The sequence below is a fragment of the Sphingobium sp. GW456-12-10-14-TSB1 genome (assembly GCF_059424385.1).
Genome location: NZ_JBWKZI010000001.1, coordinates 350,750 through 364,533 on the forward strand (window position 1 = coordinate 350,750; position 13,784 = coordinate 364,533).

The 13,784-nt window shown below is 64.7% G+C and carries 12 protein-coding genes and 1 riboswitch; of the genes, 8 read left to right on the forward strand and 4 right to left on the reverse strand.

Annotated features, from left to right (window positions below; translation table 11 throughout):
• Positions 1 to 155 precede the first annotated feature (155 nt).
• From AC07X9_RS01780 to AC07X9_RS01815, 8 genes are all read left to right on the forward strand, one after another.
• Positions 156 to 1,979 (forward strand): SPOR domain-containing protein, encoded by a 1,824-nt coding sequence (locus tag AC07X9_RS01780; protein ID WP_017184134.1) that lies wholly within the window; start codon positions 156 to 158, stop codon positions 1,977 to 1,979.
• An 11-nt stretch (positions 1,980 to 1,990) separates the two neighbouring features.
• Positions 1,991 to 3,145 carry a deoxyguanosinetriphosphate triphosphohydrolase gene (locus tag AC07X9_RS01785; protein ID WP_017184135.1) on the forward strand — a complete coding sequence of 385 codons (1,155 nt, stop codon included), beginning with the start codon at positions 1,991 to 1,993 and terminating at the stop codon, positions 3,143 to 3,145.
• 58 nt (positions 3,146 to 3,203) lie between these two features.
• Positions 3,204 to 3,304: riboswitch (glycine riboswitch) on the forward strand.
• Between the two features lie 164 nt (positions 3,305 to 3,468).
• On the forward strand, positions 3,469 to 4,620 hold the full coding sequence (gcvT, locus tag AC07X9_RS01790; RefSeq protein WP_017184136.1) for a glycine cleavage system aminomethyltransferase GcvT: 1,152 nt from the start codon (positions 3,469 to 3,471) through the stop codon (positions 4,618 to 4,620).
• A 29-nt stretch (positions 4,621 to 4,649) separates the two neighbouring features.
• Positions 4,650 to 5,021 carry a glycine cleavage system protein GcvH gene (gene gcvH, locus AC07X9_RS01795; RefSeq protein ID WP_017184137.1) on the forward strand — a complete coding sequence of 124 codons (372 nt, stop codon included), beginning with the start codon at positions 4,650 to 4,652 and terminating at the stop codon, positions 5,019 to 5,021.
• Between the two features lie 118 nt (positions 5,022 to 5,139).
• Complete coding sequence (gcvPA, locus tag AC07X9_RS01800) at positions 5,140 to 6,498, forward strand: aminomethyl-transferring glycine dehydrogenase subunit GcvPA (RefSeq protein ID WP_026002576.1); 1,359 nt, start codon at positions 5,140 to 5,142, stop codon at positions 6,496 to 6,498.
• Between the two features lie 121 nt (positions 6,499 to 6,619).
• Positions 6,620 to 8,188 (forward strand): aminomethyl-transferring glycine dehydrogenase subunit GcvPB, encoded by a 1,569-nt coding sequence (gene gcvPB, locus AC07X9_RS01805; protein ID WP_017184139.1) that lies wholly within the window; start codon positions 6,620 to 6,622, stop codon positions 8,186 to 8,188.
• Complete coding sequence (locus AC07X9_RS01810) at positions 8,185 to 8,820, forward strand: DUF938 domain-containing protein (RefSeq protein ID WP_017184140.1); 636 nt, start codon at positions 8,185 to 8,187, stop codon at positions 8,818 to 8,820. The genes gcvPB and AC07X9_RS01810 overlap by 4 nt, the downstream gene beginning before the upstream one ends.
• 95 nt (positions 8,821 to 8,915) lie before the next feature.
• Positions 8,916 to 9,791 (forward strand): hypothetical protein, encoded by an 876-nt coding sequence (locus AC07X9_RS01815; RefSeq protein ID WP_017184141.1) that lies wholly within the window; start codon positions 8,916 to 8,918, stop codon positions 9,789 to 9,791.
• On the opposite strand, the gene AC07X9_RS01820 is transcribed toward AC07X9_RS01815, so the two are convergent.
• The 4 genes from AC07X9_RS01820 to AC07X9_RS01835 all read right to left on the reverse strand — a co-directional run bounded on the left by AC07X9_RS01820 (position 9,748) and on the right by AC07X9_RS01835 (position 13,782).
• Positions 9,748 to 11,739, reverse strand: coding sequence for an ATP-binding protein (locus tag AC07X9_RS01820; RefSeq protein WP_017184142.1), 1,992 nt, complete (start codon positions 11,737 to 11,739; stop codon positions 9,748 to 9,750). The two genes, AC07X9_RS01815 and AC07X9_RS01820, sit on opposite strands and share 44 nt — an antisense overlap.
• A gap of 61 nt (positions 11,740 to 11,800) precedes the next feature.
• Positions 11,801 to 13,027: a serine palmitoyltransferase gene (gene spt, locus AC07X9_RS01825; protein ID WP_017184143.1), complete on the reverse strand. Its 1,227-nt coding sequence runs from the start codon at positions 13,025 to 13,027 to the stop codon at positions 11,801 to 11,803.
• 111 nt (positions 13,028 to 13,138) lie between these two features.
• Positions 13,139 to 13,384: an acyl carrier protein gene (locus tag AC07X9_RS01830; RefSeq protein ID WP_017184144.1), complete on the reverse strand. Its 246-nt coding sequence runs from the start codon at positions 13,382 to 13,384 to the stop codon at positions 13,139 to 13,141.
• Positions 13,385 to 13,503: 119 nt separating this feature from the next.
• The gene (locus tag AC07X9_RS01835) at positions 13,504 to 13,782 is read right to left on the reverse strand and encodes an ETC complex I subunit (RefSeq protein WP_017184145.1); all 279 of its coding nucleotides are present in this window, start codon (positions 13,780 to 13,782) and stop codon (positions 13,504 to 13,506) included.
• Positions 13,783 to 13,784: the final 2 nt, after the last annotated feature.

A 13,784-nucleotide genomic window follows, 5' to 3' on the forward strand; every position in this document is an offset into this window, starting at 1 on the left:
TCCGCTTGCCGGGGCATCTGCTCCACCAGAAGCGCGCCGTCGGTCCCACAAGGCAACCGGGCGCGCTTTTTCGTTGGCGGTCATTTCCCATTCATGGCGGCATCGGTTAAGGCACGGGTGTGAAACGCTCTCTTCCCTGGATAATTGCCGCGCTGATGCTTCCGGGCGGCGCATTCGCGCAGGTTGACCAATCGCAACTGGTCCGTCCGCCAGACGCGGCCGACCTCAACAGCTACCTTGCCCGTCTGTCCACCAATCCGCGCGATGTGGCGGCGCTGATCGGCGCGGGGGAGGCGGCGCTGGCGTTGGACGACCCGCGCGCCGCCACCGGCTTTTTTGCCCGTGCCGATGCGATCGCCAGCGGTAATGGCCGGATCAAGGCCGGGCTGGGGCGGGTGATGTTGAAGCTGCAAAATCCGGGCGAAGCGCTGCGCCTGTTCGATCAGGCGGCGCGGCTGGGCTATCCCGACGCGACGATCCTGGCCGATCGCGGGCTGGCGCGCGACATGACCGGGGATCAGGCCGGGGCGCAGCGCGATTATCAGGCGGCGCTGCAACGCACGCCCGACGACGCGGAACTGATTCGCCGCTATGCATCGTCATTGGGGATAGCCGGGCAGATCGATGCGTCGGACAAGGTCATGCAGCCGCTATTCTACAAGAGCGATCGCGCGGCATGGCGATCGCGCGTATTCATTTTGGCGATGAACAACCGGCAGGCTGAAGCGCAGAAGATAGCCGAGCAGACTATGCCGCCGCAGCTCGCCGCCGCGATGATGCCCTATCTGCGCAAAATGCCCTATCTGACCCCAGCGCAGAAGGCTGCTGCGATTCATTTCGGGCATTTCCCGGCGCAGGTCGGCACCACCATCGCCGCGATCGTGCCGACGCCTCCGGCTCCCGGCTACAGCCAGCCGGTTGCAACCAAGGCACCACCGCCAGTCGCTGTGGCGGCCGCCCCGACCAGCCCGGCGCAGGATCGCCGCACGCGTCGCGCCGAACAACAGCGCCAGCGCCGCGAAGCAACGCGGCTGGCGCGGGCCGAAACGCCGCGAACGGCGACGGTTCAACCGACGCCGGCACCGACGCCCACCCCGACTCCAGCGCCGACACCGAGTGCAGCGCCCACCCCGCAGCAGCCTGCGCCGCAAACCGTCCAACCGACACCGGCGCCCACACCCGCACCGGCGCAGGTGCAGATGGTCCAGCAGACGCCCGGCGCACCGGCCCCGACCCAGTCTGCTCCGCCAAGGCAGCTTGCCGCCGCCACGCCGCAGGTACAGGGGCCGCCAGCGCCCGGTCTTGAATCGCTCGACACGCCGCGGACCGCGGCACCTGTCGCCAGCCAGCCTGCAACCACGGTACCGAATAATGCCACCGCGCTGGCCCAGGCTTCCGCACCGGCATCGACGCCCGCTGCTTCGCCTGTTGTCCAGCCCACGCCGCCCGCGCCGCCGCCTCAGCCCGATCCGCAGGCGACCCGCACGCTGGCCGACATCATCCGCGCCATCGATGTGCCGGAAGCGGAACGGCGGCCCACCGTCGCGGCCGTCGATCTGGCCGAGATCGAGAAAATGCAGGCCGCGCGCCGCGCCGAGCGTCTGGCGGCTGCCGAAAAGGTGAAGAAAGCCGCCGCAGCCAAGGCCAAGGCGGAAGCCGATGCGAAGGCGAAGAAGGAGGCGGAGGAAAAGAAGCGGCTGGCCGACAATCCGTCACGCAACTGGCTTCAGATCGCGACCGGCGCGAACAAGAGCGCGCTGGCATTCACGCTGAAGGCGCTGCGCAAGAAATATGACGAGCTGGCCCCGCAAAGCGCCTGGACCGCCAGTTGGGGCCGGACCAATCGTCTGGTCGTCGGTCCATTCGCCAGCTTCACCCGCGCCAGGACGCTCGAAACCAAGCTGAAGGGCGAGGGTGCAGATGTTTTTGCCTGGCAAAGTGATGCCGGAGAGGTGGTCGAAAGGCTGAGCGGCGAGTAGAGGGGCGTCCCATGACGACCCTTGCTTCCTATGCCTGCCATCCCGCCGCCAGCCGTGGCCGCCTCCACCCCGAAGAGGGGGGCGAGGTGCGCGGCCCGCGCGACATGTTCCAGCGGGATCGGGATCGCATCATCCATTCGATCGCATTTCGTCGCCTGCGCCACAAGACGCAGGTATTTGTGTCGCCAGACGGGGATCATTTCCGCGTCCGCCTGACCCACAGTCTGGAGGTTGCGCAGATCGGGCGCACCACCGCGCGGACGCTGGGGCTGAACGAGGATCTGACCGAGGCTCTGTGCCTGGCCCACGACATTGGCCATCCGCCCTTTGGCCATGCTGGCGAGGATGCGCTGGAGGCGGCGATGGAGGCGCATGGTGGCTTTGATCATAACGCCCATACGCTGCGCACGCTGATGCTGCTGGAAAGTCCCTATCCGCGGTTCCGGGGACTCAATCTGAGCTGGGAAATGCTGGAGGGGCTGGCCAAGCATAATGGGCCGATCCGCAATCCCGGCTGGGCGATGCGCGAACTCGACGCTTTATTCCCGCTCGACCTGACCAGCCATGCCTCGCTGGAGGCGCAACTCGCGGCGATTTCCGACGATATCGCCTATGACAATCACGACATTGACGATGGGCTGCGCGCGGGGCTGCTGGTGCTGGAGCAGTTGCTGGAGGTTCCGTTCGTGGCGCGCTGTTGGGACCGGGTGCGGACCCGCTATCCCGATGTCGCGCAGGACAGGCTGCTGCGCGAACTGGTGCGCGAACAGATTGGCGTGATGGCCAACGACCTGATCGCCGCGACCCGCGCCAATATCGCAGAATCGGGGGTGCGGACGGTGGAGGATGTGCGTGCGCTGGGCCGTACGCTGGTTGCCTTCTCGCCCGAACTGGCGGCGCAAGAGCGTGGTCTCAAGCGTTTCATGTATGCCAGCCTGTATCATCATCCCGAACAATTGGCCGCTGCCGACCGGGCGCGGGTGATCGTCACCGACCTGTTCGCCGCCTATCAGGCCGATCCCGCGCTGATGCCGGGCGAATGGCGCGATGAGTGCGTGACCGGCGAACCCGATCGCAGCCGCCACATCGCCGATTTCATCGCGGGCATGACCGACCGTTACGCCGAAAAGCGCCATGCCGAGATATTCGGGGCGGTGGCGGATTGACGCGCCGGTGCGTTTGACGCAATGCAAATCATGTCGTCGGCGCTGAGGATTCGGCGCCGGGCATGATGCGGGAGAGTATGGGCGGCCTTTCAGGCCAAGCCCGTCGCCGAAGGAGCAACCGCCCCGGAATCTCTCAGGCCAAAGGACCGCATCACGCGCAGACGCTCTGGAAAGCGGATGGGGGAACCTGTCCCACCGAAGGGGTAAGCCGTCCCGCAAAGGACGGTCAAAGCTCTCAGGTTCCCGTGACAGAGGGGGTGACGAAAAGGCGGTCCGTTGGCCGGGTCGATCGTCGCTGTGCCCTCTTACGGAAAGGTCGTTTCATGACCGCCACGGACAATATCGCCACGCTGGAAGAAAGCCTGCCGCTGGAGGCCTTGCCGCTCGACGCCTGGCATCGCGCGCGCGGCGCGCGGATGGTGGGGTTTGCCGGTTATCACATGCCGATCCAATATGATGGCATCATGGCCGAACATGGCTGGACCCGCGAACATGCAGGCCTGTTCGACGTCAGCCATATGGGGCAACTGACCTTTTCGGGTGAGGGCGTGGACGAAGCGCTGGAGCTATTGCTGCCCAGCGATATCAAGGGATTGAAGCCCTTTCGCCAGCGCTATTCGATGTTGCTGGATCGCGATGGCGGCATATTGGATGACCTGATGGTATCGCGCCTTGGCGATGGGGCGTTCGATGACGCGGCGATCTACATGGTCGTGAACGGCGCGACCAAATATGACGATATTGGCTGGATGATTGAGCATTTGCCCGATGCCGTGACCATGAACCATATGGCCGATCAGGCGCTGCTGGCTTTGCAGGGGCCGGAAGCGGGCGAGGCGATGGCGGTGCTGGTGCCGGGGACTGCCGAACTGACTTTCATGCAGTGCGGCGCGTTCGACTGGAACGGGGTGCCGCTGTGGATCAGCAGGTCGGGCTATACCGGCGAGGACGGGTTCGAGATCAGCCTGCCCGCCGATGCGGCGAACGCCTTTGCCGACGCCTTGTGTGCCCTGCCGCAGGTGAAACCAATCGGCCTTGGCGCGCGCGATTCCTTGCGGTTGGAGGCGGGGTTGCCGCTCTATGGCCATGACCTGACCCCTGCGGTCAGCACGATCGGCGCTGATCTGGGCTTTGCGATTCCAAAGCGTCGTCGTGAGGAGGGCGGTTTCATCGGCCATGGCCGGGTGATGAAGGAACTGGCGGACGGGCCGGGCGCAAAGCGCGTGGGCCTGACCATCGAGGGCCGCCTGCCCGCGCGCGAGGGCGCACAGATTTATGTCGGCGATGTGCAGGTGGGCGACGTCACCTCCGGCGGTTTTGCCCCGACCGTGGGCGCGCCGATTGCGATGGGTTGGGTCAGCCTGCCCCATAGCGCCATCGGCACCGCGCTGGAAATTGAAGTGCGCGGCAAGCGCATCGGCGCAACGGTCGCGCCCATGCCGTTCGTACCGCACAATTATCGCCGCAAAGCCTGAATTTTTTGTCCGATAGGGGAGACAGACCCATGAGCCGCTATTTCACCGACGAACATGAATGGATCGATGTCGAGGGCGAGATCGCCACGGTCGGCATTACCGACTATGCGCAGGAGCAGTTGGGCGACATCGTGTTCGTCGAACTGCCCGCCGAAGGCACCACGTTCGACAAGGGCGACGATGCCGCCGTGGTCGAATCGGTGAAGGCCGCGTCGGACGTCTATGCGCCGATTTCGGGTGAAGTGATCGAAACCAATGGCGCGCTGGAGGATGAACCCGCGTTGGTCAACAGCGACGCGGAGGAAGATGGCTGGTTCTTCAAGCTGCGCATGACCGACCCGTCCGAGCTGGAAGGGCTGATGACCGAAGCGGCCTACAAGAAGTTTGTGGCCAGCCTTTGATATTTAATCGCCCCTCCTCTTCAGGGGAGGGGTTGGGGTGGGGGCTTGCCTCACGCGCCGCGTGGAGCGGACAGCGCCCACCCTCGGCCCCTCCCCAGAAGGGGAGAAGGAGAAATTGATGCGCTACCTACCCCTAACCGACACTGACCGCGCGGATATGCTGTCCGTCGTCGGCGCGGCGTCGATTGACGATCTGTTCGTCGACGTGCCCGCTGAAGCCCGCCTTTCGACCAAGATCGCGGGTCTGCCCGATCATGCGAGCGAACTGGCGGTCGAACGCCATATGAGCAAGCTGGCGCGGCAAAATCTGTCGGCGGGGGAAGCGCCCTTTTTCCTGGGGGCGGGGGCGTACAAGCATCATGTCCCGGCCAGTGTCGATCATCTGATCCAGCGCGGCGAGTTTCTGACCGCCTACACGCCCTATCAGCCGGAAATCGCGCAGGGGACGTTGCAGGTATTGTTCGAGTTCCAGACGCAGGTGGCGCGCCTGCTGGGCTGCGACGTGGCGAACGCATCCATGTATGACGGGTCGACCGCCTGCTGGGAAGCGATCGGCATGGCGCGGCGGATCACCAAGCGGGGCAAGGCGATCTTGTCGTCGGGCCTGCATCCCCATTATGTGTCGGTCGCCAATACGATGGCGAAGTTCACCGGCGACCAGTTGGTGCATGACGCGCCGACCCTGAGCGCCGACCCCGATATCGACGCGCTGATCGCCGGCATCGACAAGGAGACGAGCTGCGTCGTCGTCCAATATCCCGACATTTTGGGCCGCATTGCCGACCTGACCCCGCTGGCCGACGCGGCCCATGCCGCCGGTGCGCTGCTGGTCGCGGTGGTGACCGAGCCGGTGGCGCTGGGCGCGCTGGTCCCGCCCGGCGAGATGGGCGCGGACATCGTCGTGGGCGAAGGCCAGTCGATCGGCGTCGGCCTGCAATTTGGCGGGCCGTATCTCGGCCTCTTTGCCTGCAAGCAGAAATATGTCCGCCAGATGCCGGGCCGCCTGTGTGGCGAGACGGTGGACGCGGCGGGCAAGCGCGGTTTCGTGCTGACGCTCTCCACCCGCGAACAGCATATCCGCCGCGAGAAGGCGACGTCGAATATCTGCACCAATTCAGGGCTTTGCGCGCTGGCGTTCAGTATTCACATGACCCTGCTTGGTGAGCGCGGGTTGCGTGAACTGGCGGCGCTCAATCATGGGCTGGCCTGCCAGGCGGCGGATCGTCTGGCGCAGGTGCCGGGCGTGACGCTGCTCAATGAGAGCTTCTTCAACGAATTCACGCTGGTCCTGACGAAGGATGCGCGGGAAGTGGTGCGCAGCCTGGCCGACAAGGGCGTGCTGGCCGGCGTGTCGCTGGGCCGTCTGTTTCCGCAACACGCATCGGTCGGCAACGGGTTGGTCGTCGCTGTGACCGAGACGGTGACGGCGGAGGATATCGAAACGCTGGCCCAGGCGCTGGAGGAGGAACTGGCATGACGGTTCATAGCCTCAGTGCTGCCGCGAAGGCGGTAGCCCAGTCCGGCCGTTCAGCTACCCGCAAGGGCAGGACTGGGTTCCCGCCTTCGCGGGAATACGGCGCGAACAAGGAGATTGTCGCATGACCATGCTCAAGGAAGGCCGTCCCACCGCGCCCGTCACCGTCAAGGATGCGCATATGGCCCCGGCCACGGCGACGGGAAACCGCGCGCTGATGCTGGAAGAAGCGTTGATCTTCGAGATTGGATCGACCGATACCACCGGCGTCGATTTCGCGCCCGCGCCCAAGCTTGCCACCCGCCTTGGCGGACTGGAGCGCGGGGCGATCGGCTTGCCCGGCCTGTCCGAACAGGAAACGGTGCGGCATTATACGCGCCTTAGTCGCCAGAATTATGCGATCGATCTTGGCTTGTTTCCGCTCGGCAGCTGCACGATGAAGCATAATCCGCGCCTCAACGAAAAGGTCGCGCGGATGCCCGGTTTTGCCGATCTTCACCCGCTCGCTCCGCAATCGACGGTGCAGGGCGCGCTGGCGGTGATCCATGAACTGGCGGAATGGCTGGTGACGCTGACGGGGATGCATGCGGTAGCGATGTCGCCCAAGGCCGGGGCGCATGGCGAATTGTGCGGCCTGCTGGCGATCCGTTCGGCGCTGGAGGCACGGGGTGACGCGCGCAGCGTCGTGCTGGTGCCCGAAAGCGCGCATGGCACAAACCCTGCGACGGCAGCCTTTTGTGGCTATAAGGTCGAGGATATTCCGGCGACCCCTGAGGGCCGTGTCGATCTGGCGGCGCTGACCGCGCGGCTGGGACCGGACGTCGCGGCGGTGATGATCACCAACCCCAATACGTGCGGCCTGTTCGAGCGGGATCTCAAGACGATTTCCGACGCGGTTCATGCGGCTGGCGCGTTCGTCTATTGCGATGGCGCGAATTTCAACGCCATCGTCGGCCGGGTCCGCCCCGGCGACCTGGGCGTCGATGCGATGCACATCAATTTGCACAAGACCTTCTCCACGCCCCATGGCGGGGGCGGTCCCGGTTCCGGCCCGGTCGTGCTGTCGGAGGCGCTTGCCCCTTATGCGCCGCTGCCCTTCGTCGAAAGGCAGGGCGATCGCTTCGTCCTGATCGAGGAGGAATCGGCCGAGGATCATCACGCCGGCACGTTCGGGCGGATGGTCGCTTTCCACGGCCAGATGGGGATGTTCACCCGCGCGCTGGCCTATATTCTGAGCCACGGCGCGGACGGCCTGCGGCAGGTGGCGGAGGATGCGGTCCTCAACGCCAATTATATCCTGCGTAGCCTGGACGACGTGCTGGACGCGCCGTTCGGCGGCAGCGGCCCCTGCATGCATGAGGCGCTGTTCAGCGACAAGGGACTGGCCGATGGCTTTACCACGCTCGACATCGCCAAGGGGCTGATTGACGAGGGGTTCCACCCGATGACCATGTATTTTCCGCTGGTCGTCCATGGCGCGATGCTGGTCGAACCGACCGAGACGGAAAGCAAGGCGGCCCTCGACCAGTTCATCATGGCGCTGCGCAGCCTGGCGCAGCGGGCCAAGGCAGGGGATGAGGCATTGAAGGGTGCGCCCTATCATGCGCCGCGCCGTCGCCTCGACGAAACGCTGGCGGCGCGAAAGCCCGTGCTGACATGGGAAGCGCCGACGCTGGCGCAGGCGGCGGAATGACGCCCTGGGTTCCGGGTGAAGCGGGCGGCGAGGCGCAGAAGCGCCACGCCCCCGCGACGCTGCGGAACAGGGACGCCATCCTGACCATCCTGCGCGATGCCTTGCCGCCATCCGGTCTGGTGCTGGAGGTGGCGAGCGGTAGCGGCGAACATATCATCCATTTCGCCGCCGCGCTGCCCGCGCTCGATTGGCAGCCAAGCGATCCCGATATGGCTGCGCTGGCCTCCATCGCGGCATGGCGGGCGGAGGCGGACCTTTCCAATCTGCATGAACCGATCCGGCTGGACGCGGCGGGAGACTGGCCGGTCGATCGGGCCGATGCGATATTGTGCATCAACATGGTGCATATCAGCCCATGGAACGCGACGTTGGGGTTGATGCAGGGGGCAGGGCGGGTTCTACCGCCGGGTGGGCCGCTCTATCTGTACGGACCTTATATGCGCGATGATGTGGAGACTGCGCCCAGCAACCTGGCGTTCGACGCCTCGCTCAAGGCCCGCGACCAGCGCTGGGGCCTGCGCCGGGTGGAGGATGTCGTGACCGCAGCGCAGGCGCAAGGGTTGCGCCTCGACAGGATGGTGGACATGCCGGCGAACAATCTGTCGCTGATTTTCAGGCGAGCGGCCTTCTGAAATCCGTTCGCGCTGCGCCTGTCGAAGCGCTTTACAGTCCCGCGAACAGGAACAGGCCTTCGACAAGCTGAGGCCGAACGGATAAGGGGAGCGCAATGTCCAGCCAACTCCTTCCCCTTGTCGCTGCCGAGATGCTCCAGCCCGCCGATCCGCGTGCGGCGGCCATGGCCGGGGCGATCGCGGCGCAATATCCGCACGCGGCCCGCGCGGTCCTATTCTACGGCTCCTGCCTGCGGGAGGCCAATCTCGACGGGCTGATGCTGGATTTCTATCTGATCGTGTCGGACTATCGCGCCGCTTATGGCAAAAGCTGGCTGGCGCGGGCCAATGCGCTGATCCCACCCAATGTGTTTCCGTTTGAACATAATGGCTTGATCGCCAAATATGCGGTGTTGTCCGAACCGGACTTTGCCCGGCTGTGCAGTCCAGCGGCGGACAATGTGTCGGTCTGGGCGCGCTTTGCGCAGCCGTCGCGATTGCTGTGGGCGGTAGATGAGGATGCGCGGGCGCGGGCCATCGCGGCGGTGGCTCAAGCCGCACCGACCCTATTGTCGCTGGCCCTGCCCATGGCGGAAGGTCAGGATGCGTTGTCCCTGTGGAAGGCGGGCTTCACCCTGACCTACCAGGCCGAGTTGCGGGCGGAGCGCAAGGGGCGGTCGCTGTCCATCGTTGATGCGGACCCCGATCGCTACCGTCGTTTCGGCGAGGCGGCGCTGGCCGATGGCCTGCCCCCATCGCCAGAGCAGGCCGCGCAGCGCTGGCGTGCGCTTCAGCGGCGGGGCAAGTGGCTGTCGGTCGTGAGGCTGGCCAAGGCGAGCTTCACCTATGCGGGTGGGATCGATTATCTGGCGTGGAAAATCAATCGTCATGCGGGGACGGCGATCGTCATCAAGCCATGGCAGCGGCGCTGGCCGCTGCTGGGCGCGCTCACTCTGCTGCCGCGACTGTTCCGTTCTGGTTCGATCCGCTGAGCGCGACGGACAGGGCATTGGCGAGCGACATCAGCGTATAGGGTTTGCGCAGCACTTCATGGCCCGCAAAATCGGCGCTGGCGGTTGCGTCGCCCGCATAGCCGGTGACGAACAGCACCGGCAGATGGCGATATTGCTGTGGCAGGGCGCGGATCATTTCCGGCCCGGTCAGGTCCGGCATCAGCACGTCGCTCATGATCAGGCCAATATCGCTATTATTGGACAGCAGCTTTGCGGCCTTGGACGGATGATCGCAGGCGATGGGCAGGTGCCCCAGTTCCGCCAGCGCCGCCATGGTCTGTTTCAGCACGCGCGGATCATCCTCCACCACCAGGATGCGGGTGGGCGGATGAAGCGTTGCGTCGTGCGGGGAGGATATGGCCTCGCTGGCATCGGCTGCCGCGTCGCCCATCCGCCGGGGCAGGTAGATATGGACGCTGGTGCCCTTGCCCGGTTCGGACTCGATGCGGATTTCGCCTTCGCACTGGCGCACGAAGCCGAAGATCTGGCTGAGGCCCAGACCCGTGCCCTTGCCGACCGGCTTGGTGGTGAAAAACGGCTCGAACACGCGCGCCAGTACCTCGGCGCTCATGCCGCAGCCATCATCAGTGACATTCAGCACGACATAGTCGCCCGCCTGACAATCGCCGACCTCACCCGCCGCTAGCGCGGTCTGGCTGGTGCCGATGGTCAGCCGCCCGCGCCCGTCCATGGCGTCGCGCGCATTGACGCACAGGTTCAGGATCGCATTTTCCATCTGGTGCTGGTCAACGAAGATGCGCCATCCCTGCGCTTTGGGTGCGAGCGCCACGGTGATCTGGTCGCCGATGGTGCGGTCGATAAGGTCCGCCATGCCCGACACAAGCGCATCGGGATCGACTGCGCTGGGCAGCAATGGTTCGGACCGGGCAAAGGCAAGCAGGCGACGCGTGAGGGCGGAGGCGCGATTGGCCCCCTCCATCGCATTGTCGAGATGACGGGATGCTTCCTGCGGCTTTAGCCGGATATTGCGCTTCGCCAGTTCCAGTCCACCGACAACAACGGCCAGCATGTTATTGAAATCATGGGCGATACCACCCGTCAGCTGACCCACCGCATCCATTTTGTGCATCTGGCGCAGATTTTCCTCCGCCGCCGCGCGATCGATCGTTTCCTGTTGCAACCGCTCATAGGCATCGGTCAGTTCCGCCGTGCGTGCGCGCACCGCCAAGTCCAGCCGGTCGGCCCGTTCCGCCTCCGCCTCCGCCAGCCGCCGGGCGTTGCGGCGATCGCTATAGGCGATATGGGCGAACCAGGCAGCGAACAGCACACATACCAGCATCGCCAGCCCCAGCAGGCGTGAGGTCTGCCCCATCCATTCGGTACGGTCCCCCGCGAGCGCCACGGCAAGGCTACGTTCGCGCAGGCGCAGATTTTCCGCCTCTATGACGCGGTTGAGCAGCGCGGTGATGCGTTTCAGGTCGCGCGACGTCCCCGCTTCGTGAAAGCGACCGAGGGCTGCCATCTTCTGGTCGTAGGTGGTGCGCAGGCCGATTTCGTTGAGTGTCTTGCCGCGCGCCATGAAGGCTTTTTGCAGCGCCTCCACATTGCCGCGCTGCCATCCGGTGCCGCGCGTCGCAAAGGCCAGCGCCTTCAGTTGCGCGCCGGCAGTGCGCCACTGGTCCTGAAACAGGCGGCCGGTATCGGGGTTGAGGCCGATGACATAGCGGGCCAGCGTCACTTCCGCGCGTGCGGTCTGGGCCTCAAACGCGCGGGCCAGCGCGATGATCTCGAAACTGCGCTGCTGTTCGGCCAGCGCCAGTTGATGATCGCGCGAGGCGTTGCTGGCGCTATAGAGCAAAGCACCGAGCGACCCGACCAGCAGGATGCCGAGCAGGAATGGCAGCAGGCGTCGCGCCTTAACGCGCAAGCTGCTGCCTTCATGATCCAAAGTGTCGCCGTCCGCCATCACTCGTCACACTAGCGGAACAAGCATAGCAGCGAAACAGCGCTGATCAACGGCGTGCCGGTCAGGCGATCGCGCCGGTCGCCTGACCCGCGGCCTTGAACATGCCGATAATCTGTTCGACCTGTTCGTCGCTATGATCGGCACATAGCGAGCAGCGCAGCAGGAAGGTGCCGGCCGGGGTTGCGGGCGGGCGCGCCATGTTGACGTAGAGGCCCAGTTCCAGCAGCGTCTGCCAGATCGCCACGGCCTGCGCCTGATCGGTCAGGATCACTGCGATGATTGCCGATTGCGGCGTCGTGGTGCCCAGGGTGAAGCCAAGGTCGGTCAGTCCCTGATGCAGCCGCTTGCTGTTCTTCCACAAGTGGGCGCGCTTTTCACCCGCATGCATCAGCTTGCGGATGGAGGTCGCGGCGGTCGCGACCACGCTGGGCGGCAGCGATGCGGTGAACACATAGGGACGGCAGACCAGCCGCATGATCTCAAACTTGGGATGGTTGGAAACGCAGAAGCCGCCGACCGTGCCGACCGATTTGGAAAAGGTGCCGACGACGAAATCCACGTCTTGTTCGACGCCCTGTTCCTCATAGACGCCCCGGCCATTGGGACCGAAAAAGCCCATGCCATGCGCTTCATCGACCAGGATCATGCAATTTTGATGCTTGCGCACCGCGGCCACCATGTCGGGCAGGGGGGCGATGTCGCCCAGCATCGAATAGACGCCTTCCAGCACGACCAGCTTGAGCGCGTCGGCGGGCAGGCGACCCAGGCGCTTGTCCAGATCCTCGACGCTGTTGTGGCGGAAGCGGACGATTTCCGCGTCGCCCAGGAAGCAGCCATCATAGATGGACGCATGGCTGTCAGCGTCCAGCACGACATAGTCGCCGCGTCCGGCCAGCGTCGAAATCATGCCCAGATTGGCCTGATAGCCGGTCGAAAAGACCATGGCGGACGATGTGCCGTAAAATTCCTTGAGCGCGTCCTCGACTTCGCGATGGCCCTGATAGGTGCCGTTGAGGACGCGGCTGCCGGTCGTGCCAGCGCCAAATTCGTCCAGCGCTTTCTTGCCCGCCGCGACCACGTCCGGGTCGAAGGTCATGCCCATATAATTATAGGTGCCCAGCAGGATGGTTTCCTTGCCCTTGATGATCGCGCGCGTGGGAGAAAGCACCTGATCCATCACGATCGAGAAAGGATCGCGCACGCCGGTGTCGAGCAGCGCCTGCCGCTCGGCGATCAGGGGATCGAATTTGGACAGCAGATCGCGGGTTTCAGTGGCGGTGTCGGTCATATCTCTTCTGTCTTTCCCAATTCGTCATGCCGGACCTGATCCGGCATCCAGGGTTCCATGCGGAGTGCCTGGCGCACTGGACCCCGGATCAAGTCCGGGGTGACGACAAACTCAGGCGGCCTTCAGCTTCGCGACGGCATCGACCAGCTGGCCGACCGTCTCAATTTCCGCCTGCATGTTCATGGTGATCAGAATGTCGAATTCATCCTCGATCGCGGCGACGAAATCCATGACCGTCAGGCTGTCCCATTCCAGATCGCCGGCAAAGGTGGTGGTTTCGGTCAGCGCGACGCCCTTCTTGTTGAAGGGGGCGACCTGCGCGGCGACGCTGTCGAAAATTTCGGTGCGATCCGTCATCTTTTGCTTCTGTCTTTCCGTAAAGCACGGCTTTTGCCGCCTTGGCCTGCCCTATGGCAAGTGAATAAGGCGGTAATCGGGCAGCATCGCGCCCGAATTTGCACGGTGTTTTTGCGCCTTTAGCGGAAATTGTCGGCGTAGGCCTGCAATTTCAGCGTCTTGGGCGGCGTCGCTATCACGGTGTAGGGCACACCCTGCTTTTGCGCATAGGCGATGGCGGCTTCCTGCGAGGGGAAGCTGAGCTTGAGCTGCTGCTGCGTGTCGCCGGAGCCTGCCCATCCGGTCAGCGGATCGGCCTGCTTCGCTTCTGCCGGTGCATATTCCAGCACCCATTTATGGGTCAGCGCCTTGCCCGATTGCAGGGCGTTCTTCTGGATCTGGTAAATGCGCGCGCTCATCG

What these genes read in the sequence shown, in the direction of transcription:
- AC07X9_RS01830 (WP_017184144.1), bottom strand. Translation starts at nt 13,384, where the DNA reads ATGACGGATCGCACCGAAATTTTCGACAGCGTCGCCGCGCAGGTCGCC.
- AC07X9_RS01835 (WP_017184145.1), bottom strand. Translation starts at nt 13,782, where the DNA reads ATGAGCGCGCGCATTTACCAGATCCAGAAGAACGCCCTGCAATCGGGC.
- spt (WP_017184143.1), bottom strand. Translation starts at nt 13,027, where the DNA reads ATGACCGACACCGCCACTGAAACCCGCGATCTGCTGTCCAAATTCGAT.
- AC07X9_RS01820 (WP_017184142.1), bottom strand. Translation starts at nt 11,739, where the DNA reads ATGGCGGACGGCGACACTTTGGATCATGAAGGCAGCAGCTTGCGCGTT.
- gcvPA (WP_026002576.1), top strand. Translation starts at nt 5,140, where the DNA reads ATGCGCTACCTACCCCTAACCGACACTGACCGCGCGGATATGCTGTCC.
- AC07X9_RS01780 (WP_017184134.1), top strand. Translation starts at nt 156, where the DNA reads ATGCTTCCGGGCGGCGCATTCGCGCAGGTTGACCAATCGCAACTGGTC.
- gcvPB (WP_017184139.1), top strand. Translation starts at nt 6,620, where the DNA reads ATGACCATGCTCAAGGAAGGCCGTCCCACCGCGCCCGTCACCGTCAAG.
- gcvT (WP_017184136.1), top strand. Translation starts at nt 3,469, where the DNA reads ATGACCGCCACGGACAATATCGCCACGCTGGAAGAAAGCCTGCCGCTG.
- gcvH (WP_017184137.1), top strand. Translation starts at nt 4,650, where the DNA reads ATGAGCCGCTATTTCACCGACGAACATGAATGGATCGATGTCGAGGGC.
- AC07X9_RS01785 (WP_017184135.1), top strand. Translation starts at nt 1,991, where the DNA reads ATGACGACCCTTGCTTCCTATGCCTGCCATCCCGCCGCCAGCCGTGGC.
- AC07X9_RS01815 (WP_017184141.1), top strand. Translation starts at nt 8,916, where the DNA reads ATGTCCAGCCAACTCCTTCCCCTTGTCGCTGCCGAGATGCTCCAGCCC.
- AC07X9_RS01810 (WP_017184140.1), top strand. Translation starts at nt 8,185, where the DNA reads ATGACGCCCTGGGTTCCGGGTGAAGCGGGCGGCGAGGCGCAGAAGCGC.